We start from the raw sequence: 20,283 nt of genomic DNA on the forward strand, positions 1-20,283 counted from the left end.
GCGCATCACGGCGCGAAGAACACGTCGGTGCGGTTCGTCAGATTGCCCGCGCTCGTCTGCACGAAGAACGGATGGAACGACGACGACGGCATGACGTCGAGCCCCTGGTAGTCGCCGATGAAGAACCCGCCGGCGTTGGGCGCGAGCTTCATGTCGAACGGACCGCCGACGCGCCGCTCGTCGGCGAACGTGGCGCCGCCGTCGTGCGAGATCTTGCGCCAGAAGCCGGTCGGCAGCGTCGTCGTGTTGCCGGCCTGCAGGTCGCGGAAGTCGTAGTACGTGACCATGACCGCCCCCGCATTGTCGACGCGCACCGACGGATTGAACGCGGGGCGCCCGGTCGGCGTGTTCACCTGTTGCGGGGCGCTCCACGTCGCGCCGCCATCCTTCGACGTCGATATCGCGATCTCGTCGTACGTGCCGCCATTGAAGCGGCTGTCCTGCCACACGACGTAGAGCTGGCCCGATGCCGGGTCGATCGCGGGTTCCGGAATGATGTCGCCGGTGCGCACGGGTTCGCCGGTGTTCGGATCCGTGACGCCGACCGTCTGCAGCCCCGCGATGATCCGCGGCTTGGTCCACGTCGCGCCGTCGTCGGTCGACTTGACGAACGCGACCTTGCCGGCCGCCTTGCCGAACGGCGGCTGGATCAGGTCGAAGAAATCGTAGAGCGTGCCGCTCTTCGGATCGACGACGATCTGGTTGCCGATCGTCTGCTGGCGCGACGGCACGTTGACGATGACCTTCGCGGCGCTCCACGTCTTGCCGCCGTCGGTCGTCTTCGAGAACAGCGTGGGCCCGCGGTACGCCTGCGTGTGCAGGTTCGCGTACGGGTTGCCGTTCGGCAGTTCGAGACGGTCCCATACCGCGTATGCGGTGCCGGCCTTCACCGGGTTGGCCGTCACCGATTCCTTGTCGTTGAAGAACTGCGTCGTCGGCTCGTCGTTCGCGATCAGCACGGCCGGGCTGCTCCACGTCTGTCCGCCGTCGGTCGACACCGACGCGCCCACCGCGTTGCCGTTGTTCGACTGGTTGAACGAGATCGACACCGAGTACGCGGTGCCGTCCGGCCCGAACGAGACCCATGGATCGGACGCGCGTTCGTACTTGAGCCCGCCCGGCGCGCAGGCGCTGAACGGCTGCGGCGTGCGCGCCCAGGTCGCGCCGGCGTCGAACGTATAGCCGGCGACGAGCCCGTGGGCGCCGCCGTTCGACCAGCGGTCCTGCTGCCACACGCCGATCATGTTGTTCGGGTTCGCCGGATTGACCGCGAGCCACGGTTCGACTTCTGCATTCACGTAGTTGGTGCCCGGGCCGCCGATGGTGCACGCGGCGAACGGGCTCGGCCCGGACACGACGACGGGCTCGGCGTGCGCCGCGGCGGCGGCGGCCAGCGCCATCGCGGCGGACAGGCGGGTAACAAGCGGATGGGACACGATCATGCGTCGCATGGACGACTCCTCGGTGAGGTGCGGAGGCGATGGCGGGGCACGACGAGACGACGCGAACCGGTGCGGCCGGTCGTGCCGCACGCGTCGTTACGTGCCGTTCAGCATGCCGTTTCAGCCATCGCGATCCGCGTGCGCTGGATGCCGCCAGCGCTTCGGTCAAGACTCCTCTTCGTTTTCCTTGCTTGTCGGCTGTGTCTGCGATGTCGACCCGTCGGGAAAGCCAGTCCGGGCATGCGACGAATGTGTCGAAGTGGATTGCAATGTAGGCGATTCGAATGTCGCGCGACAGGCGGTTTTTTGTAACAGGACGTAGCCGGAAAGCGTTGCCGGAAGCGGGCGTCCGGCACGCAAGATTTGCCGTTGCGGCGGCATGAAAATCGAATCGAAAACGCGAATCGCAATCGCTTGCGATCGATGCCGGCACGAGCCGGTCGCGCGCGCGTGAAGCGCCGTTCAGCGCTCCGCCGGAAACCGCTCCTGCAATGCGTGCAGCCAGCGCGCGACGACGTCGAGTTCGTCATCGGAAAACCCGTCGCAGAGCTTGCCGTTGAGTTCGCGCAGCAGCACGCGCGCACGCTTGAGGGCCGCGTGGCCTGCGTCGGTCAGGTACAGCCGCGTCGCGCGGCCGTCGTCCGAATCGGCATGGCGCGTGATGAGGCCGGCCTTCGCCATCCGGTCGGCGAGCCCTGTCATCGCGGATGGCGCGAGCTGCAGCGCGGCGCCGACTTCGCCGATCAGCGCGCCGTCCTGCTTCGCGAGGCAGAACAGCGCGCCGGCCTGCGCGGCGCTCGCGCGCGTGTCGGTTTCGGCCTTGCGGTCGATCCAGCGCTGCACGCGCCGCTGGCCGATGTTCAACAGGAAAAACAGTCGTCGGTCTTCGCTCAAGCTGGGTTCCCGGCTGCAATGGAAAGGGAGGGGCGGCCCGCGGTGCGCGGCGTGTCGAGCGCCTGCGCGAGCCAGTCGGCGACGTCGGGCCACAGCACCGCGCCGGGCCGGCTCCGAAAGAAGCCCATGTGCCCGACCGGGCCGCTGCCCGCCGCGCGCGGATCGATCTGGCGGCGTTCGACCTTCGCGCGGGTCAGATAGCTTACCAGCAGGCCGATCGCGGCCGGATTCGCCCACGGATCGTCGTCGAAGCCGAGCGCGAGGATCGGCAAGCGCTGCTTCGAGAAGCGCTCGGCCGCGCCGAGCGTCGGATCGTCGAAGAAGTAGTGCGGCAGCGTCGTCCAGCGGCTCCATTCGCGGAACACGCCGGCCGGCAGATCCTCGCCCAGCCCGAGCCGCTTGCCGGGCACGTAGCCGAGCACCGCGGACGTCAGCGGGCCGAGCACGCGCAGGATCAGCCGCACCTTCAGGCGTTCGGCCGCCCGCGCGATCAGCCGCGTGCTGCCCGCGTGCGCGGCGACCAGCACGGCCGCGCGCAGATGCGGCGTCGCGCCGGACAGCCCGATCGCATGTCCGCCGACGCTATGGCCGACCGCCAGCAGCGGCAGCCCTTCATGCGTCTGCCGGGCCCAAGCGGTCGCCGCGCCGACGTCGAGCTCCATCCAGTCGCGCATGCGGGCCTGCAGCGCGCCCAGACGCGCGGGCCGCGATGCGCCGATGCCGCGATAGTCGTACGTCAGCGCCGCGAAACCGCGCTCGGTCAGGAAGCGCGCGAAGCCCGCATACAGCCGCTCGGGCACGGCCGTCGCCGGATGGATCAACACCAGCGCGCGCGGCGGCGCATGCGGCGACCACAGCGTGCCGTGCAGCACATAGCCGTCGGCGGCGGAAAACTCGATGGGTCGGGCGGTCATGGCGTCCTCGTTCGGGCAGTTGTTTCGGATGCGAAATATAGTGCGGGATTTATTTCGTGCACGAAATATCTATCGAGGAATCATTCGAACTTCACGTGGCGGCGGTGGTGCGGCGAGCCCCGGGCATGCACGCGGAATTCATAAAATATTTGCATCTTTGCATAGAAGAATATTGCGTTTGTGTCATGAAGTAGATCGACGTATCTTCACCGGTTCCATCCGTCGCGCCGGCGGTTTCGCACGGCGGACCATAGGGCGTCGCCGTCGCAAGGCCGCCCGCCAACCTTCCGGGAGATCATGTTGCCGAGCCGAATCGTCACGGCGCTCTTGCTGGCGCTCGCCGCGCAGCCGGGCATCGCCAAAGACACCGTCACGCTGCGCGTGGGTGAACAGAACTACTTCAACATCCAGGCGTCGATGGAGGCGTCCGGCGTGCTGAAGGACCTGCCTTACACGATCGAGTGGAAGCACTTCCAGGCCGCCGCGCCGGTGGCCGAAAGCCTGAACGGCAACGCGATCGACCTCGGCTTCCTCGGCGATTCCGCGCTGCTCACGCTGGCCGCGCGCGGCGCGCCGGTCAAGGTCGTCGCGGTGTCGCGGCAGAGCCTCGACGGCGTCGCGATCCTCGTGCCGAAGCACTCGCCGGTGCGGACCGTGGCCGACCTGCAGGGCAAGACCATCGCGGTATGGCGCGGCGCCTGGAGCCAGCAGCTCGTGCTGCGCGCGCTCGAACACGCGGGCCTGCGCGCCGATTCGGTGAAGTACGCGTACCTGATGCCGATCGACGCGACGAACGCGCTCGCGAACGGTTCGGTCGACGCGGTGTCGCTGTGGGAGCCGTTCGTCAGCACGCTCGCATTGCGGCAAGGCGCGCGCCCCGTGGCCACGGCGCAAGGGCTGATGCCGGCGCTGAGCTTCGTCGCCGCGAACGAGCAGGCAGCGTCGGGCAAGCGCGCCGAGATCACCGATTTCCTGCGGCGCGTGGTGGTGGCGCGCCAGTGGGTCGACACTCATCCGCGCGAGTACGCGGACCTGTGGGCGAAACGCGCGAAGCTCGAACCCGACGTCGCGTATCGCTGGCTCGACAACGCGAAACAGCGCGTCGGCCCGGTCGACGAAACGGCCGCGAAGGATGCGCAGAACACGGCCGATTTCCTGTACAAGGCCGGCGTGATTCCGGCCGCGTACGACACGTCGAAGCTGCTCGATCGCTCGTATGCGGGCGCGTTCGCCGCGCCGGCGCAAAAGACGGCCGCCGCGCAGTGACCGGGCGGACCGCTTCACGATTGCAGCGATTCCCGCGATTCCTGATCGACATACCCAAGGACATCCCGACATGCCAGTCGACATCATCGGCATGATCACCGCGACACCCGGCGCGGAGGTCGACGTACCGGGCGGCGCGGCCGTCCAGCCCGACTACGTGCGCCGCTTCGCGCGGGCGCATGAGGCCGCCGGTTTCGACCAGATCCTGATCGGCCATTTCAGCAACGCGGCGGACGGCTTCATCGTCGCGTCGTTCGCGGCCGCCGCGACCGAACGCATCCGCCTGCTGCTCGCGCACCGGCCCGGCGTGATCGTGCCGTCGGCCGCCGCGCGGCAGATAGCGACGCTCGACGTGTTCAGCGGCGGCAGGCTCGCGCTGAACGTGGTGTCCGGCGGCGACGATGCGGACCTGCAGCGCGACGGCGATTTCGTGCCGCACGATGCGCGCTACCGCCGCACCGGCGAATATCTCGACGTGCTGAAACGGATCTGGCTGGCCGATGCGCCGGTCGATCACGACGGCCCGTTCTATCGGCTGCGCGGTGCGTCGCCGGTCGTGAAAGGCACGCAACGACCGCATGTGCCGATCTATTTCGGCGGCTCGTCGCCGGCTGCGCTCGCGGTCGCGGGCGAGCATGCGGATGTCTACATGACGTGGGGCGAGCCGCTCGACGCGGTGCGCGAGCAGATCGCGCGCGTGCGGGCCGCCGCCGCGCCGTTCGGGCGTGTGCCGCGCATCAGCGTGTCGTTCCGGCCGATCGTCGCCGATACCGAGACGGCCGCGTGGGAGAAAGCGGAGGCGATCCGCGAGCGCGTGCGTGCGGCGCGGCTCGCGAACGGCCAGCCGATCGACGGCCACGCGCCGCAGAATGCGGGCTCGCAGCGGCTGATGGCGGCCGCCGCGCAGGGCGACGTGCTGGACGAGCGGCTGTGGATGGGTGTCGCGAACCTGACCGGCGCACGCTGGAATTCGACCGCGCTGGTCGGCACGCCGGAACAGGTTGCGCGAGCGCTGGGCGCGTATTACCGGCTCGGCGTCTCGACGTTCCTGATTCGCGGTTTCGATCCGCTCGACGATGCGCTGGCCTACGGGCGCGACCTGATCCCGGCGATTCACGCGCACATTGCGAAACTCGATCGCTCCCGGTCCGCGGTGCCCGCGTAGGGGAACGACAAGTCAATCGAATCGCCCCGGTATGTCCGTGACGACATGCCGGGGCGATGGTTTTGAACGAAACGCTCAGAACGACGGCAACCCCGGCGGATTGGTCTCCGCTCGCGCGATCGCCTCGCTCTGCAAACCCCAGCGCGCGAGCGCCTGTCCGTAGCGGCCGTTGCCGATCAGCGCGTTGGTCGCGAGCGTCAGCGCGGGCGCGAGCCCGCTGCCGCGACGCGTCGCGATCGCGACGTCCGCATTCGCCGGCCAGCCCGCATTGACGACGCCGACGCGACGGATCTTGCCCGTGCGCGCGGCCTCGTACGCGAGCGATGCGTTCGGGTTCAGCTCCGCATCGGCCCGGCCCGACAGCAGCGCGACGCGCGCGGTCGCATCGTCGTCGAAATAGAGCAGCTCGGCCGGCTTCAACCCCTGCGCGACGTTGCGCTTGCTCCATTCGAGCAGGATGCGCTCCTGGCTCGTGCCGGCGCCGGTGATGATGCGCAAACCCGCGACGTCCTTCGGCTCCGCGATTTTCGCGATGGGGCTGCCGGTGCGCACGTAGAAGCCGTGCAGCCCGAGCCGGTAGGTCGTGAAATCGTATTTCTCCTTGCGCTTCTCGGTCACGCCGACGTTCGAGATCACGGCATCGTATTTGCCGGACGTCAGCCCGAGCGGCCAGTCGGCCCACGCGATCGGCACCAGCACGAGCGTGCGGCCGAGTGTGTCCGCGACCAATTGCGCATAGTCGGGATCGGCGCCGACCACGGTGCGGGCGTCGGTCGCATAGGTCGACACGGGCGGCGCGTGCGGTGAAATCGCGACCGTGAACGCGCCGTCGCGCACCCAGCGGTAGCCGCTGGCCGCGCGGATGGCCGCGTCGTCGGGGCCGGCGCGCAGCCGGCCGGCCTGGCGCGGGTCGAAGTCGGCCGTGGCGGCCGCCGCGCGCGCCGCATGCCACGGCAGGCCCGATGCCGCGGCCAGCGCGGCCACGATGAACTGGCGTCGATCGGTCATCGTGCGGCACCTCGCGAGTCGGGAGCGGCGCGCATCACAGCACCCGCGACAGGAACGCGCGGGTGCGCGCATGCGCCGGCGCGTCGAGCACGACGGCGGGTGGCCCGGCCTCGACGATGCGCCCGCGCTCCATGAACAGCACGTTGTCCGCGACTTCGCGCGCGAAGCCGATCTCGTGCGTGACGATCACGAGCGTCGTGCCCGAGCGCGCGAGTTCCTTGATCACGTCGAGCACTTCGTTGACGAGTTCGGGATCGAGCGCCGACGTCGGCTCGTCGAACAGCAGCACCTTCGGACGCAACGCAAGCGCCCGCGCGATCGCGACGCGTTGCTGCTGGCCGCCGGACAACTGGCGCGGGTACGCGTCGGCCTTGTCCGCGAGGCCGACCCGTGCGAGCAGCGTACGCGCGGTGTGCTCGGCCGCATCGCGCGTCACGCCGGCGACGGCGACCGGCGCTTCGATCAGGTTCTCGAGCACCGTCAGGTGCGGGAACAGGTTGAAGTTCTGGAACACCATGCCGACGGCCGTACGCCGCTTCAGCACGTCGCGCTCCTTCAGCTCGTGCAGCACGTCGCCGTCGCGGCGATAGCCGATCAGTTCGCCGTCGATGTCGATGAAACCGTCGTCGACGCGTTCGAGATGGTTGATCGTGCGCAGCAGCGTCGATTTGCCGGAGCCCGACGGCCCGACGATCACGGTCACGCTGCCGCGCGGCGCGACGAACGACACGTTGTCGAGCACGCGCTGCATGCCGAACTGCTTCGACACGCCATGCACGACCACTTCGCCGCCGGTGCGCGAGACGGCCGCAGCGGTATCGGCAGGCGTGCCGGCATTGCTGTGTGCACGAGCGATCGCCGCCGCGCGGCGCGACGCGACACGCCGCCACAGCCCGCCGACGCGCGCGAGCGCGAACGTGACCACCGACGGCGGCGGATTGCGTAGCGCGCCGCGTGCATAGTGCCGCTCGACCTGCACCTGGATCGTGGACAGCACGGTCAGGATGATCAGGTACCAGACGGTCGCGACCATCAGCAGCGGAATCACTTCGAGGTTGCGGCGATAGATCACCTGCACCGTGTAGAACAGCTCGGGCATCGCGAGCACGTACACCATCGACGTGCCTTTCGCGAGCGTGATCAGGTCGTTGAACGCGGTCGGCAGGATCGCGCGCATCGCCTGCGGCAGCACGATCCGCGAGGTCTGGCGGCCGCGCGGCAGACCGAGCGCGGCGGCGGCTTCGAGCTGGCCCTGGTCGACCGCGAGAATGCCGCCGCGGATCACTTCCGCGGAAAACGCCGCGTGGTTCAGCGTGAGGCCGAGCACGGCCGCGAGGAACGGGCTGATCAGGTCGGTCGTCGGCGTGTCCAACCACACGATGTCGGTGAACGGCACACCGAGCCGCACGTGCTCGTACAGGTAGCCGAGGTTGTTCAGGATCAGCAGCAGCACGATCAGCGGAATCGAGCGGAACAGCCACACGAAGGTCCACGCGCTGGCGGACAGCAGGCGCGAACGCGACAGCCGCGCCAGCGCGACGAACGCGCCGAGCACGAAGCCGAACACCGCGCCGAGCAGCGTCAGCACCAGCGTGCGCGCGAGCCCCGACAGCACCGGCGGCGACAGGAACCATTCGGCGAACACCGGCCAGCCCCATTGCGGGTTGCCGAGGATCGAATGCAGCGTGATCGCGATCAGCGCGAGCGCGAGCACGGTGCCGGCCGTGCGCGACCGGTGGCGCGCGGGCACGATCCGCAAACGCGTGCCGGGCTCGCGTGCGCCGGGGGAAGAGAGCGGCGGCAGCGCGCCGCCGAGGTGGGTCGTGTCGCTCATGTCGTTGGCATCCTCGAATCGGTCGATCGGCGGGCGCGCCGCGCACGGGCGGCGCGGCGCGTCAGGCGTGCGCTACGGCGGCCGTTTCCTGGGCGGCGGTGCCGGGCGTCGCGTAGCGGCTCGCCTTGCGCGGCAGGCCGAGGTGGTCGCGCAGCGTGGCGCCGGGCAGGTCGCGGCTGTAGCGGCCGCGCGCCTCGAGCACCGGGATCACGAGCTCGATGAAATCGTCGACGCCCTGCGCCTGCACCGGAAAGCCGAGGATGAAGCCGTCGCCCGCGCCTGCGTCGTGCCAGCGGATCAGCTCGTCGGCGACGTGCTCCGCCGTGCCGATGAAGTTCGGGCGCGGCGTCGCGACCGCGAGCGCCGTCTCGCGCAGCGACAGGCCCTTGCGCTTCGCATCGGCCTTGATCCGGTCGGTGGTCGAGCGGAAGCTGTTGCGGCCGAGCTCGCCGAGTTCCGGGAACGGGGCGTCGAGCGCGTACTGCGTGAAATCGTGGTGATCGAAATAGCGGCCGAGGTACGCGAGCGCCTCGTCGATCGTCAGCAGGTCGCGGATCGCCTGGTATTTGTCCTCCGCTTCGGCGGCCGTGCGGCCGACGATCGGCCCGACGCCGGGGAAGATCTTCACGTCGTCGGCCTGCCGCCCGTGCTCGATCGCGCTCTGTTTCACGCGCCGCGTGAACGCGGCCGTTTCCTCGATCGACGGGGAATGCGTGAACACGGCATCCGCGTATTTGCCCGCGAGGCCGATGCCGGTATCGGACGAGCCGGCCTGGAAGATCACCGGCTGCCCCTGCGGCGAGCGCTGGATGTTCAGCGGGCCCGCGACCTGGAAGAAGCGCCCGTGATGATCGAGCGTATGCAGCTTGTCGCGATCGAAGAAGCGGCCGGTCGCGCGGTCGCGCACGAAGGCATCGTCGTCCCAACTGTCCCACAGCCCCTGCACGACCTCGAGATATTCGTCGGCGATCTCGTAGCGCAGTTCGTGATCGGGATGCGCCTTGCCGTAATTCTTTGCGGTGCCTTCGAGCGGCGTCGTCACGACGTTCCAGCCCGCGCGCCCGCCGCTGATCGCGTCGAGCGACGCGAGCTGGCGCGCGACCGTGAACGGCTCGCTGTACGACGTCGAGATCGTGCCCGCGAGCCCGATCTTCTTCGTCGCGACCGCGAGCGCCGACAGCACCGTCAGCGGCTCGAAGCGGTTCAGGAAGTGCGGGATCGACTTCTCGTTGATGTAGAGGCCGTCCGCGACGAACGCGAACGCGATGCCGGCGGCTTCCGCCTTGCGCGCGACGCCGATCGCGAAGTCGAGGTTGATGCTGGCATCCGGCGGGTTGCTCGGATGCCGCCATGCGTTCATGTGGCTGCCTGCGCCTTGCAGCATCAGGCCGAAGGGGATCGATCGTCGGGTCGTCATGATGGGAGCGTCATGCGTTCTGGTCGGGGGAGAGGGAGCGGTCGGCCGTGAGGGCCGCCTGCAACGGGGTGGTGGACAGCGCGCCGCCCAGCCATTCGACCGACGCGAGCCGCGCCGCGTAGTCGGTGACCGGCGAATCGATCACGAACGCATCGACGTCGAGCCGCCGGCTCAATGCGTCGAGTGCGCGGTGGATGCGCTCGGGCGTATCGGCGAGTACCGTCGGGCGCAACTCGTCGATCCGGTAGTCGGACGCGCCGCTTTGCCGCGCGAATTCCGCGGCCGCCTGTGCACTGGCGAGGTTGAAGCTCTGGCCGCCCGCGAACTGCAGCTTGAAAATCTTCAGCGGCCCGATCAGTTGCTCGGCCTCGTCGCGCGTCGGCGCGGCGACCGCGTACAGCGCGACGAGCGGCTTCTCGCCGCCCGCGCCGCGGTACGCGTCGAGCGAGCGTTCGAGATTCGCGTCGTCGCCGTTGAAATGGCCTGCGTAGCAGAAGCGCCAGCCGTTGCGCGCGGCGAGCGCGCCGCTGTCCGGCGAGCCGCCGAGCAGGATGCGTTCGGGCAACTGCGGCGGCGCCGGCATCGCCACCGCGCCGGCGAGCGGATGATCTTCGGCCACGCCCCAGCCGAGGAACGCGTCGAGCTCCGCGAGCTGCCCCGCGAAATCGGGCTTGCGCGCCTTGTCGTGGAACCACTGCAGCGCGCGCGTGGTCAGCGGCAGCCCGCCGGGCGCCTTGCCGATGCCGAGATCGACGCGGCCCGGCGCGAGTGCGGCCAGCAGCTTGAATGTCTCGGCCACCTTGAACGGGCTGTAGTGCTGCAGCATCACGCCGCCGGAGCCGATACGGATGCGCGAGGTGTGCGCGAGCAGGTGCGCGACGACGATCTCCGGCGCCGAGCTGGCGAAACCCGGCGTGCCGTGATGCTCGGCGACCCAGAAGCGCGCGTAGCCGAGCTGTTCCGCGCGTTGCGCGAGCGCCGTGGTGAAGCGCAGCGCATCGGCGGCGGTCGCGCCGTCGGCAATCGGACTCTTGTCCAGCAGCGAAAGCGAATAAGACATGGTGAGCGACGTTCCTGCGTGAGCGTGGATGGACGGTTGCGGGCGCGCGGCGCTCAGCTCTTCGGCAGCCCGGGCGGATTCGTGCGCGACTGGTCGATCGCTTCGGATGCGAGGTTCCAGCGATCGAGCACCTGCTGGTAGCGGCCGCTTTTGATGAGCCCGTTCAGCGCGACGGTCAGTGGATCGGCGAGGCCGCTGCCGCGGCGCGTCGCGATCGCGATGTCGGCCGTGCGCGGCCAGCCGCCGCTGATCGCACCGACGAGCCGCGTCTTGCCTTGCTGCGCGCTTTGATACGCGAGCACCGAGTTCACGCTGAACACCGCGTCGGCGCGGCCCGACTGCACGGCGACGATGCGCATCGCCTGGTCGTCGTAGTACTGGATCTGCACCGGTTTCAGCCCGTGCGCGACGTTCTCGCGGTCCCACGCGAGCAGGATCTTTTCCTGGTTGGTGCCCGCATCGGTCACGATGCGCAGCCCGGCGACGTCCTTCGGCTCGCGGATCGCCTGGATCTTGCTGTCGTTGCGCACGTAGAAGCCGACCTGATCCTTGCGGTAGGTCGAGAAATCGAACTTCTGCTTGCGCTCCTCGGTGACGGTCACGTTCGAGATCACCGCGTCGACTTTCCCCGATTCGAGCGCCAGCGGCCAGTCGGCCCATGCGAGCGCGACGATCTTCAGCTTGCGGCCGAGGCTGTCGGACACGAGCTGGCCAATATCGGCGTCGAAGCCGACCACCGTGCGCGCGTCGGTCGCATACGAGCTGATCGGCGGCAGGCTCGGTGCGATGCCGATCGTCAGCGTGCCGGGCTCGGCGAACTTGAACGACGCGGGCACCGCGCGCTCGACTGCCGCATCGGCTGTGCCACGCGGCCGGCCGCGCTGCTCGGGGCTCAGGTCGAACGTCGCGGTGGCGGCGGCCGTGGCGGCGGCGAAGGCTGTCAGGCCGATCAGCGCGGCGGCCAGCGTGCGCGCGGCACGGGAGGAAAGCGATACGGCTCGATGCATGAAAGCGTCCTGTCGTGGAAGCGTGGAAGGCGGAATGGGCGAGGTGAAATGCGGGACGCCGTGCGCTCAGCGCGGTAGCGCCGCTTCGGGCACGGGCGCCCACAAGTCGGTGAGCGTCGACGTGCGCGACGGATCGACGAGATCCTTGCCGAAGCGCAGGTGGAAATACGCTTCGGGATCGATCGACGAATCGAACAGCCGCGTATAGCCGGTGCGGTCGTACAGCGCCCACGCTTCGGGCTGGCGAAAGCCGGTGGTCAGGTAGAGGCGGCGATAGCCCTGTTGCACGGCGCGCAGTTCGAGCGCTTCGACGATGCGCCGCGCGAGGCCCTGGCGGCGCAGGTCGGTGCGCGTCCAGATGCGTTTCAGTTCGGCGGTTTGCGCGTCGTAGCGCTTGAACGCGCCGCCGCCGATCGTCTCGCCGTCGCGCAGCAAGAGCACGAACGCGCCTTCGGGCGGCGCGAACAATTCGGCCGGGTAGCGCGCGAGTTCGTCGCGGGCCGACGCTCGGCTGTCCGGGCGGTACGCGTCGTAACGGGTCGAATATTCGTCGATCAGCGCGTCGATCAGCGGCTGCGCGCGGACGTCGAGCGGCGTCGTGTCGATGATGCGGTCGTTCGTGGCCATGGGCATCGCGAATGGCGCGCGATGCGGATGTTCCCGGCGGGGTGCGGGCACGCGGCCCGTCCGGTCTGTTCCGTTATCGCGACGCGGTTGTCGTGATGGCGGCGGCTGTCGTGCTGCGTGCGAGGCATTCGGCGCGCCGCCGCCGTTTTGAACACGTTAGCGGCGCGGCCGGGAAAGGCGAACGAAGCAATTTCGATAAGGATTTCGCGGGCGGTGGAAGAAGGCTTGCAGGGGGAGTGGGGTCGACGAACGGGCGTGGTGGGGGCGGTGCCCGTTCGAGGTGTGTACGACGTAGATGATCGCCGAGGATTGGGAGCACTGTCATTTCGATGGCCGACGGGCCATGCCGATTCGCGGCTGGCTCGTCAGGGTCGCGAGCGGCCGGTCGCGGCCCGCCGCCAGCGTGGCGACGGACCTCCTCGAATGGTCGCGTCATCGCGAATCCCCGCCGTCGTGGGCGACGATTCTCGACAACGACGGCGTTCAGGCCGCTGCCGCCTGCTGAATCGCGTCGTGCTGTTCGCCACCCAGAATATCGACGAGACCGGTCAGCATCCGCGCCAGTTCACCCGTCATCAGCGTGAAGTCCGAGTCGAAGCGCTCGTCGTCATTCTGCGCGGTGGGATCCGCCGCCTCCTTGATCACGTCGAGCGGCGTGACACGCTTGATCGTCAGCGACGGTGTCAGCACGAACGAGATTCGATCATCCCAGGTCATCGCGAGGCGCATGCACTGTTTGCCTGCTTCGATGTGCCGGCGCATGTCGCTCGCTTCCAGCGCGTGGCCGACGTATCGCACCGTGGCGCCGCCTTCGCCGGTCGAACGCAACTCGGCGTCCTGGTCGACGGTGAATCCGCCCGGCGCCTCCCCGGACAGGAGCCAGTCCGTCATCGCGGCGACAGGCGAACGCGCCACCTGAACGCCGGCGAGTGGCAGTTGATCGATCGACTTGACGAGCAGGCTGCGAACGTCGTCGGCAAGCGCTTGTGCCGCCGCATCGATGACGAGCCAGCCGTTCGCCGTGTCGATCCACACGCGGGTATCGCGGCGAATGCTGAACGCGCGCGGCAGCAGTTCGTCGGTCACCTGCTCCTTGAGTTCGCGCAGTTGTTTGCGGCCTACCTTGAAGCCCTGCTGCTCCTCGACCTCGAGCGCACGCGCCTTGGTGACCTGATTGACGACCGACGCCGGGAGCAGCTTCTTTTCGGCGCGAAACACCAGCAGCATCTGCCGGTTGATCGAATAGACGAGCGCGCCGTCGTCACGCGGCGACGCCCATCCGACGCGCTGCATTTCGACGCTGCTGCCGGGCTGGAACGCGTGAGGCGCCAGCCATTTTTCCATCTGGTCGGGCGTGACGGCCCAAGGGGCCGGAAGACGATGAAGCTGAAGGTTCTTGAACCACATGGGAGGACGGGCAAAGCGCGTCATTCTAGCTGACGCGGATGGCGGGTGGGCAGGAAGAGCTGTTCGACACCCTGATTCAGATCGTCGACAATTCCGCACAATCAACGAATGCAGACGGCCATGGCCTCGCTCCGACGATCCTGCCCGTTGCATTTGGCTGCGCTCCGTGTTCCGTTGTTGTTGGGCGTCTCGGCCATTCTCTACAACGAAGGCAAGCTTCGCGAGCAACTTGCTTTTGGCGCAGTGGCGGCCGTAGGTGTTGCACTTTTGTTCATGGGATGACAAATGATTGATGTACCGTATTTTTCCCAATGGGAATCCAGGGCCCTGATCTCACGATTTCTATCGCGCGAACTGCGCGCCGAGGAAGATCCGCTCTGGCGTAACTCTGGTGCCAGCAGCCCGGACGAATATGCGCAATGGAGCCCACATATTTGCGGCATCGCGTGCCTGAAGATGTTGCTGGCGCATCGCACCGCGCGAGTGGTCCCGCTGTTGGAACTCGTGCGCGACGCCGTAACCTTCGGTGTTTATCAACCAGAGATGGGCGACAAAGGAAAGCGCCTGCTCTACCGTCCATTCGTAAACTGGATCCGCGAACGCTTTCAGATTGAAGGTCGTGTCGTCGAGCATATGGAATCGTCCACGGTCGAGCGCAGTTTGCGTGACGGATATATGTTCATGGCGTCCGTTCATCCTGGCATCCGGCATGCCGGTTTTGAGCCTCCCTCTCGTGGCGGGCACCTTGTCCTGGTGCTTGGCGTCAATCCCGCGACCGACGAGTGGATTTTCCACAATCCGTCAGGCTTTGAACCTGACACGCAGGAGAACGTAGCGATGCAGCGCGGTACATTCGATCGTTATTTCGCAAACAGGGGGATTTTGATTGCGCCATAAACGCGAAAAAGGCGCTCAGCTCGCGTAGAACGTATTAACGTTGCCACTACATTAACCGGAGTCTACCGAGCCAATGCATTGCCTCTGTTGCTCCGCTGAACGGGTCATAGTCGCGGGAGGAGAACTTCAATGTGCATTGACGGGCGCACTCTTTATCCGCTCCGTTCGAATGCAGTGCGAAGCACTCGGCACCGGCGTAACATCCGTTCTACCGTCGCGGTCCGACGTGGGGTAGTGGTTTTGTCCATGTTGTGGCGAGCAGACCGACAATAGCGTTTGTCCGGGTTGCGGCGTTGTGCCGACTATCAGGCTAGCCCGAGACCTCATCGAGCTAAACCCGCACGTTTCTCCGCAAATGTCGAGGTGACTATCCGCCATCGAAATAGAGACGATCGACGGTTGCATCAAGATTGACGACAATGGAAACCATTCCAACAAGAGGGTAAAAACAATGATGACTTCCGGCGACGGCCTGACCAGCCCGGCGCGGCTCCTGCGGCTCGCCTCCTGGGCGATTGCGATCGTTTTCGCGGTCTTTCTGAACATGCTCGGCAGCCTCGTGATCCGCGACATGGCGTTCGCGCCGAGCGGCGGGCCGCCGGTCGTCGAGCAATTCGCCGATGCGCCGGTAAAAGCGCGGCTGGACGCGGCGCGACGTCAACTGCAGGCGCAGCGCGACGCGCTTGCCGAGAAGGTCGACACGATGGAAGTGGCGCGCGGCCGCGCCGCGAAGGAGTACGCGGCCGAGAAGGAAAGTTTCCGCAACTGGCTGGCCACCCGCGCGGTGACGGGAGACGGTGCGACGGACCCGGACATTGTGGCGAGGACGCGCAAGCTGGATACGCTCCAGGCAGGCGTGGTCAACTGGCAGCATCAGATCGATGCGGTCGGTGATCAGCAACGGGCATTGGCATCGCAACTGACGCAAGTCGACACGCAAATCGCCGAAGCGGACGCAGCAGCCGAACGGCGCTTCGACCAGGCGACCCGGCGCTACGAGATGCAGGTGTTCGGGCTGCGGCTCGCGCTGACGTTACCGATCCTGCTGGTCGCGACCTGGCTGTTCATCCGCTACCGCAAGGCGCGTTATTGGCCGTTCGTGTACGGTTTCGGCCTGTTTGCGTTGAGTGCGTTTTTCATTGAACTGGTTCCGTACTTGCCGAATTTCGGCGGCTATGTCCGGGTCCTGGTCGGCATCGTGCTCACGGTATTCGCCGGTCTTTACATGATGAAGGCCTTTCAGCGCTATGCCGAACGCAAGCGGCTCGAATTGCAGCAGGATCAGGGCGAACGCGCGCGTACGATCGGATACGAAAAAGCCGTTCGGTCGCTCGAGAAAAAGCGTTGCCCGTCATGCGACAAACAGTGGAATCTCGGCGGCGACGACTCCACGTTTTGCGTGCATTGCGGATTGAGGCTTTTCAATGTCTGCGAATGCGGCGGCCGGAATTTCTTCTTCTTCCCGCATTGCCATCAATGCGGCGTTGCGCAGGGAAGCGCGTCGCCGGTGTCATCCGACTGACGGCCCGAGTGTACGTACCGGCATCGGCGTACGACGGTCGTGAACGCGTCGGTCGGGTTCATCACCGGATGACACGCGGCGGCGTCGACAGCTCCGCCAACTGAAACAGGCAATCCCCGCGCCGCACCTGCGCAGGCACGCGCTTGCACACCACTTCGCCGTCGCCGTTGAACCGGTGCAGCACCGGTTCCCGCAACGGCGTATCGGGGAAATGCACCCACGCGGCCGGCTGCCCGGCCTTCACCTGGTCGCCGAGTTCGACGAGCGGCTCATACAGCCCGCGCTCGTACGCATAGACGAAATGACGATCGCCGTCGACGCGCATGAAGCGCGTGACGGCGGGCGGTGCGTCGGGCACGAGCGCGCCGTGCAGCAGCCCGATATAGCCGAGGTAATGCAGCAGCCCGTGGCGGCCGAGCCGGATCAGCGACGGATCGGCCATGCCGGCGCCGCCGAGTTCGGTCACGATCGAGATCGCGCCTTGCCGACGCGCGGCCGACGCCGAATGCACGGGATTCGGCGCGTGCAGCAGCGCATTCTGCAACCCGAACGCGACCAGCAGCCCGTTGAGCTTCTCGGCTTCGTCCGCGTCGAGCGGATCGATCGCGAGCATGTTGCCACCCTGGTACAGCAGCGAGCTGCCGCCCGAATGCAGATCGACCAGATACTGCGCGCGCGACAGCAGCGCGTGTTCGATGTAGTGGGCGATCATCTGCGTCGGCGTGCCGGTCGGATCGCCGGGGAAGCTGCGGTTCAGGTTGCCCTCGTCGAGCGGCGACACGCGCAGGCCCGCATCCGCCGCCGGGAAATTGGCCATCGGCAGCAGGATCAACTGGCCGCTGACCATCTCCGGCTCGATCTCGCGCATCAGTTGCGACACGATGATCTGGCCTTCGTACTCGTCGCCGTGGTTGCCGGCCATCACGAGCGCGACCGGGCCGTCGCCGTTGCGGATCGACGCGATCGGGATCGGCAGCCAGCCGTACGCGGAGCGGTGCACGGAGTGCGGCAGCCGCAGGTAGCCCGCGTGCTTGCCTTGCGCGTCGAGATCGATTTCGCAGTGAATGGGATTTCGGGAAGAGGAAGAGGCGGTCATGGCGGTATCGTTCGATGAACGGAATTTGCCATCTTATAGGGGAAAGCGGCAACGCGCGGCGGGCGGGCTCAACCGGGTGCGCGTGACGGCGGACGGGCGCGTTGTCGTGCGTTGCGGTGCCGATACGCGCGACCGCGCGCGATGTTGCAGCGATGAACGCATGCCGGCGCGCCAGCCGGCCGGTTCTTGCGCCGGATGTCGCGCCGGGCCCTTGTCGCGACAGGGCCGGCGCGTGCAACCGGCTTACCGGCCGGATGTTTCAGCTTCGAGACGTCCTTCTTCCCACAGCGCCCAGAAACGGCTGCCGGCGCGATACGGATTCGCGCGCCGCGCGGCGTAATCGGCGATGCCCTGGCGAAACGCGCCGTACAGCGTAAGCGGCGGATTGTCGACGCATGCGGCTTCGTATGCGGCCGGCATCCGGCGGTCGGACACGAGCCGGCGGATCAGCGATGCGCCGTCGATCACCGCCTGTTCGTCGATGATTTCGGTTCGTGCGAGGACGTCGACGGTATTCATGTTGGGCTCCCTGAAACGTTCTTTCCGTATCAAGGAGCAATAAGGGTGCCAGTCGCGAAACGCCGCTCCCGGCCTCGATCGTGCGGGCTTCTGCCGTCATCGTGCTGCGTGCCGGACGGCGATGTTACGGAACACGTCACGTGACATGCGAACGCGCGGCGCCGCAAAGCGTTTCGGAATTGAATCGTCGGGAAGATGCGGCGGGTAGGAAAAAGGAATGCGCGGCGCGGCGCGCGATCGGCTCAGCTTGCGGCAACCGGCGCCACGCGGCGGCTGCCGCTCGAATAGAAGCAGTAGATGCCCTTGCCGGCCGACTTCGCGTCGTACAGCGCGCTGTCGGCCTGCCGGATCAGCTCGTCGGGCGAGCCGTGCCCGTCGTCGAGCGCGATGCCGATGCTGATGCCGATGCAGACGGTCTCGCCGATCGACAGCACGTACGGCGCCGAAATCTGCCGGATGATCCGCGCGGCGAGGATCGAGCACGCGTCCATCGTCGTGTCGTCGATCGCGACGACGAACTCGTCGCCGCCGATGCGCGCCGCGAGCTCGCCGCGCGGCAACGTCTTGCCGAGCCGCTCGGCGACCTGCGTGAGCACTTCGTCGCCGGCCTGGTGGCCGAAGCGGTCGTTGATCGACTTGAAGCCGTCGAGGTCGAGATACATGACGGCGAACGCGGGGCTCGGCAGCCGCGGCCGGCGCGCGAGCAGCCGCTTGAGCTCCGCATGCAGTTCATGGCGATTCGGCAACCCCGTCAGCGCGTCGTGCCGCGCGAGGTGGCGGATGTGCTGTTCGGTCTGGCGGCGCGCGGTGACGTCCTCGACGATGATCACCGCGTTGCCGTCCGGTACGCGGTGGCGCGTCAGTTCGAGCTGGCGCCCGTCAGCGAGCGCGATGTCGAGCGGCACGGGCTCGGCGCGGCTCAGCCACGCGGCACATTGCGCGGCGAGGCCGGCGCCGGCGGGATCGGTGGCCGCGTTCGCGCCGAGCGCGGCGACGACGGCCGGCAGCGGCGTATCGAGCATGACCTCGCGCGCCGAGCCGAACAGTTGCGCGGTGCGCCGGTTCACGACGATCACGCGGCTGTCGCCGTCGATCATGCACAGGCCGTGCGGCATGTAGGTGAGGGCGGCGTCGAAGCGCGCGACGAGTTCGGCGTTGCGCTGGCGCGCGGCGATCAGCGCGACGAGCACGCGGTAGTGGCGCTGCACGACCGTGCGCATCGCCGCGAGATAGATCGCGATCGGCGGCACCAGCAGCCACGCGCCCGGCCGAGGGGCCAGCAGCGCGCCGACGCCGATCGGCAGCACGCCGAGCACGACCTGCGTCATCGCGAGCCGCGGCAGCGCCGAATTGCGCGATGCGATCCCGCCGAACACGCCGCCCGCGACCATCACGGACAGCGTGCCGAGCTCGACGTCGGCGGCCTGTACGCAGCCCATCACGCCGAGGCCGAGCACGAAGCACGCGACGAGCGACACCGGCGCATAGCGACTCGCCCAGTATTCGGTGCGATCGTCGCCGGCGTCGCGCCGCACCGTGTAGGCCCGTACGATCGACAGGCGCGCAATGAGCAGGCCGACGTCGACGACGAGCCACGCGAGGCACCACAGCTGCTGCAGCCGGATCAGCGCAACGGCCGCGACGAAGCCGCTCGCGAGCCCGGACAGCGCCATCGGGCGCACGTCCTCGAACAGCGTCACGAGCATCGACGGACGCAGCGCGGCCGTCACGCGGTGGTTACCGGAGGGGGGAGTGGCGAGAACGGAGTTCAGGAGAGATGCCCTGACTGCCATGGTTGTCGACCTCGACACGATGTCTCGATGGCTGGCGGCGCCCGCACGGCACGTGGCGGAGGCCCGGCCTAGCCGGATGCGCACGACATTACCATGAAAAACCGGCAGTGCGGGGCAGCGGGCAGCCCCGGCGCATCGCTGCGAGCACGAGTCGTCAACCCCGGTTGCGAACGGCCCGCGGATTCGGCGGCGCGGAGGCGGCATCGTTGCGAACGGAACGATGTGCGGCTGCCACGCGGAAACTGGCGAGGCCGGCACAACGGTATCGAGCCGCACGCAAACGGCATGCGAATCGCCCCCGCGATTGCCCGGCGCGGCCGGCTGAAACCCGTTATAAGAAATTCAATAAGTATTTCATGCGGGAAATACTATAGGCGATATATCAAAAACAATGCCAGAATGCGCGCCGCTCCGA

The 20,283-nt window shown here is 67.6% G+C and carries 18 protein-coding genes; 5 read left to right on the forward strand and 13 right to left on the reverse strand.

Features of this window, described 5'->3' with window-relative positions:
- Positions 1–5: 5 nt before the first annotated feature.
- The 3 genes from WS64_RS31585 to WS64_RS31595 all read right to left on the reverse strand — a co-directional run bounded on the left by WS64_RS31585 (position 6) and on the right by WS64_RS31595 (position 3,250).
- Positions 6–1,451, reverse strand: a complete 1,446-nt coding sequence (locus WS64_RS31585) for a sialidase family protein (protein ID WP_059639505.1) — start codon at positions 1,449–1,451, stop codon at positions 6–8.
- Between the two features lie 453 nt (positions 1,452–1,904).
- Positions 1,905–2,336, reverse strand: a complete 432-nt coding sequence (locus tag WS64_RS31590; protein ID WP_059574360.1) for a MarR family winged helix-turn-helix transcriptional regulator — start codon at positions 2,334–2,336, stop codon at positions 1,905–1,907.
- A complete protein-coding gene (locus tag WS64_RS31595) occupies positions 2,333–3,250 on the reverse strand; it encodes an alpha/beta hydrolase family protein (protein WP_060968892.1) in 918 nt (305 codons plus the stop codon). Before WS64_RS31595 ends, WS64_RS31590 begins: the two co-directional genes overlap by 4 nt.
- Before the next feature lie 297 nt (positions 3,251–3,547).
- Here WS64_RS31595 and WS64_RS31600 point away from each other — a divergent pair, with 297 nt between their 5' ends.
- Entirely contained in the window at positions 3,548–4,516 is a 969-nt protein-coding gene (locus tag WS64_RS31600) for an ABC transporter substrate-binding protein (protein ID WP_059574362.1), read from the forward strand.
- 70 nt (positions 4,517–4,586) lie between these two features.
- Positions 4,587–5,681 carry an LLM class flavin-dependent oxidoreductase gene (locus WS64_RS31605; protein ID WP_060968893.1) on the forward strand — a complete coding sequence of 365 codons (1,095 nt, stop codon included), beginning with the start codon at positions 4,587–4,589 and terminating at the stop codon, positions 5,679–5,681.
- Positions 5,682–5,756: 75 nt separating this feature from the next.
- Here the strand turns inward: WS64_RS31605 and WS64_RS31610 are convergent, their stop codons facing one another.
- The 6 genes from WS64_RS31610 to WS64_RS31640 form a co-directional block, all read right to left on the reverse strand.
- Positions 5,757–6,689, reverse strand: coding sequence for an ABC transporter substrate-binding protein (locus WS64_RS31610; protein ID WP_060968894.1), 933 nt, complete (start codon positions 6,687–6,689; stop codon positions 5,757–5,759).
- Between the two features lie 34 nt (positions 6,690–6,723).
- Positions 6,724–8,523 (reverse strand): amino acid ABC transporter permease/ATP-binding protein, encoded by a 1,800-nt coding sequence (locus WS64_RS34070; RefSeq protein WP_081103989.1) that lies wholly within the window; start codon positions 8,521–8,523, stop codon positions 6,724–6,726.
- Between the two features lie 61 nt (positions 8,524–8,584).
- The gene (locus WS64_RS31625; RefSeq protein ID WP_060968895.1) at positions 8,585–9,940 is read right to left on the reverse strand and encodes an LLM class flavin-dependent oxidoreductase; all 1,356 of its coding nucleotides are present in this window, start codon (positions 9,938–9,940) and stop codon (positions 8,585–8,587) included.
- A gap of 10 nt (positions 9,941–9,950) precedes the next feature.
- Positions 9,951–11,000, reverse strand: a complete 1,050-nt coding sequence (locus WS64_RS31630) for an LLM class flavin-dependent oxidoreductase (RefSeq protein ID WP_060968896.1) — start codon at positions 10,998–11,000, stop codon at positions 9,951–9,953.
- Positions 11,001–11,053: 53 nt separating this feature from the next.
- Entirely contained in the window at positions 11,054–12,007 is a 954-nt protein-coding gene (locus WS64_RS31635; RefSeq protein WP_060968897.1) for an ABC transporter substrate-binding protein, read from the reverse strand.
- Positions 12,008–12,073: 66 nt separating this feature from the next.
- A complete protein-coding gene (locus WS64_RS31640) occupies positions 12,074–12,634 on the reverse strand; it encodes a GNAT family N-acetyltransferase (RefSeq protein ID WP_059574368.1) in 561 nt (186 codons plus the stop codon).
- Between the two features lie 295 nt (positions 12,635–12,929).
- Between WS64_RS31640 and WS64_RS34790 the strand changes: the two genes are divergently transcribed.
- Positions 12,930–13,139 carry a hypothetical protein gene (locus WS64_RS34790; protein WP_155720523.1) on the forward strand — a complete coding sequence of 70 codons (210 nt, stop codon included), beginning with the start codon at positions 12,930–12,932 and terminating at the stop codon, positions 13,137–13,139.
- Here WS64_RS34790 and WS64_RS31645 read toward each other — a convergent pair.
- Positions 13,118–14,041 carry a recombination-associated protein RdgC gene (locus WS64_RS31645; RefSeq protein WP_059608908.1) on the reverse strand — a complete coding sequence of 308 codons (924 nt, stop codon included), beginning with the start codon at positions 14,039–14,041 and terminating at the stop codon, positions 13,118–13,120. The two genes, WS64_RS34790 and WS64_RS31645, sit on opposite strands and share 22 nt — an antisense overlap.
- Positions 14,042–14,326: 285 nt before the next feature.
- Here WS64_RS31645 and WS64_RS31650 point away from each other — a divergent pair, with 285 nt between their 5' ends.
- Positions 14,327–14,938: a C39 family peptidase gene (locus WS64_RS31650; RefSeq protein WP_059639496.1), complete on the forward strand. Its 612-nt coding sequence runs from the start codon at positions 14,327–14,329 to the stop codon at positions 14,936–14,938.
- 454 nt (positions 14,939–15,392) lie between these two features.
- Complete coding sequence (locus tag WS64_RS31655) at positions 15,393–16,460, forward strand: zinc ribbon domain-containing protein (protein ID WP_060968969.1); 1,068 nt, start codon at positions 15,393–15,395, stop codon at positions 16,458–16,460.
- Between the two features lie 61 nt (positions 16,461–16,521).
- Here the strand turns inward: WS64_RS31655 and WS64_RS31660 are convergent, their stop codons facing one another.
- The 3 genes from WS64_RS31660 to WS64_RS31670 form a co-directional block, all read right to left on the reverse strand.
- A complete protein-coding gene (locus WS64_RS31660) occupies positions 16,522–17,556 on the reverse strand; it encodes a succinylglutamate desuccinylase/aspartoacylase family protein (protein WP_060968898.1) in 1,035 nt (344 codons plus the stop codon).
- 243 nt (positions 17,557–17,799) lie between these two features.
- Positions 17,800–18,075: a hypothetical protein gene (locus WS64_RS31665; protein ID WP_059574372.1), complete on the reverse strand. Its 276-nt coding sequence runs from the start codon at positions 18,073–18,075 to the stop codon at positions 17,800–17,802.
- 242 nt (positions 18,076–18,317) lie between these two features.
- The gene (locus WS64_RS31670) at positions 18,318–19,868 is read right to left on the reverse strand and encodes a sensor domain-containing diguanylate cyclase (RefSeq protein ID WP_060968899.1); all 1,551 of its coding nucleotides are present in this window, start codon (positions 19,866–19,868) and stop codon (positions 18,318–18,320) included.
- Between the last annotated feature and the right edge of the window lie 415 nt (positions 19,869–20,283).

This window comes from Burkholderia anthina, from assembly GCF_001547525.1.
GTDB classification, from domain to species: Bacteria; Pseudomonadota; Gammaproteobacteria; order Burkholderiales; family Burkholderiaceae; genus Burkholderia; species Burkholderia semiarida.

Coding starts and splice junctions, on each gene's coding strand:
- WS64_RS31585 (WP_059639505.1), bottom strand. CDS start 1,451: ATGCGACGCATGATCGTGTCCCATCCGCTTGTTACCCGCCTGTCCGCC.
- WS64_RS31595 (WP_060968892.1), bottom strand. CDS start 3,250: ATGACCGCCCGACCCATCGAGTTTTCCGCCGCCGACGGCTATGTGCTG.
- WS64_RS31600 (WP_059574362.1), top strand. CDS start 3,548: ATGTTGCCGAGCCGAATCGTCACGGCGCTCTTGCTGGCGCTCGCCGCG.
- WS64_RS31605 (WP_060968893.1), top strand. CDS start 4,587: ATGCCAGTCGACATCATCGGCATGATCACCGCGACACCCGGCGCGGAG.
- WS64_RS31610 (WP_060968894.1), bottom strand. CDS start 6,689: ATGACCGATCGACGCCAGTTCATCGTGGCCGCGCTGGCCGCGGCATCG.
- WS64_RS34070 (WP_081103989.1), bottom strand. CDS start 8,523: ATGAGCGACACGACCCACCTCGGCGGCGCGCTGCCGCCGCTCTCTTCC.
- WS64_RS31625 (WP_060968895.1), bottom strand. CDS start 9,940: ATGACGACCCGACGATCGATCCCCTTCGGCCTGATGCTGCAAGGCGCA.
- WS64_RS31630 (WP_060968896.1), bottom strand. CDS start 11,000: ATGTCTTATTCGCTTTCGCTGCTGGACAAGAGTCCGATTGCCGACGGC.
- WS64_RS31635 (WP_060968897.1), bottom strand. CDS start 12,007: ATGCATCGAGCCGTATCGCTTTCCTCCCGTGCCGCGCGCACGCTGGCC.
- WS64_RS31640 (WP_059574368.1), bottom strand. CDS start 12,634: ATGGCCACGAACGACCGCATCATCGACACGACGCCGCTCGACGTCCGC.
- WS64_RS34790 (WP_155720523.1), top strand. CDS start 12,930: ATGATCGCCGAGGATTGGGAGCACTGTCATTTCGATGGCCGACGGGCC.
- WS64_RS31645 (WP_059608908.1), bottom strand. CDS start 14,041: ATGTGGTTCAAGAACCTTCAGCTTCATCGTCTTCCGGCCCCTTGGGCC.
- WS64_RS31650 (WP_059639496.1), top strand. CDS start 14,327: ATGATTGATGTACCGTATTTTTCCCAATGGGAATCCAGGGCCCTGATC.
- WS64_RS31655 (WP_060968969.1), top strand. CDS start 15,393: ATGACTTCCGGCGACGGCCTGACCAGCCCGGCGCGGCTCCTGCGGCTC.
- WS64_RS31660 (WP_060968898.1), bottom strand. CDS start 17,556: ATGACCGCCTCTTCCTCTTCCCGAAATCCCATTCACTGCGAAATCGAT.
- WS64_RS31665 (WP_059574372.1), bottom strand. CDS start 18,075: ATGAATACCGTCGACGTCCTCGCACGAACCGAAATCATCGACGAACAG.
- WS64_RS31670 (WP_060968899.1), bottom strand. CDS start 19,868: ATGGCAGTCAGGGCATCTCTCCTGAACTCCGTTCTCGCCACTCCCCCC.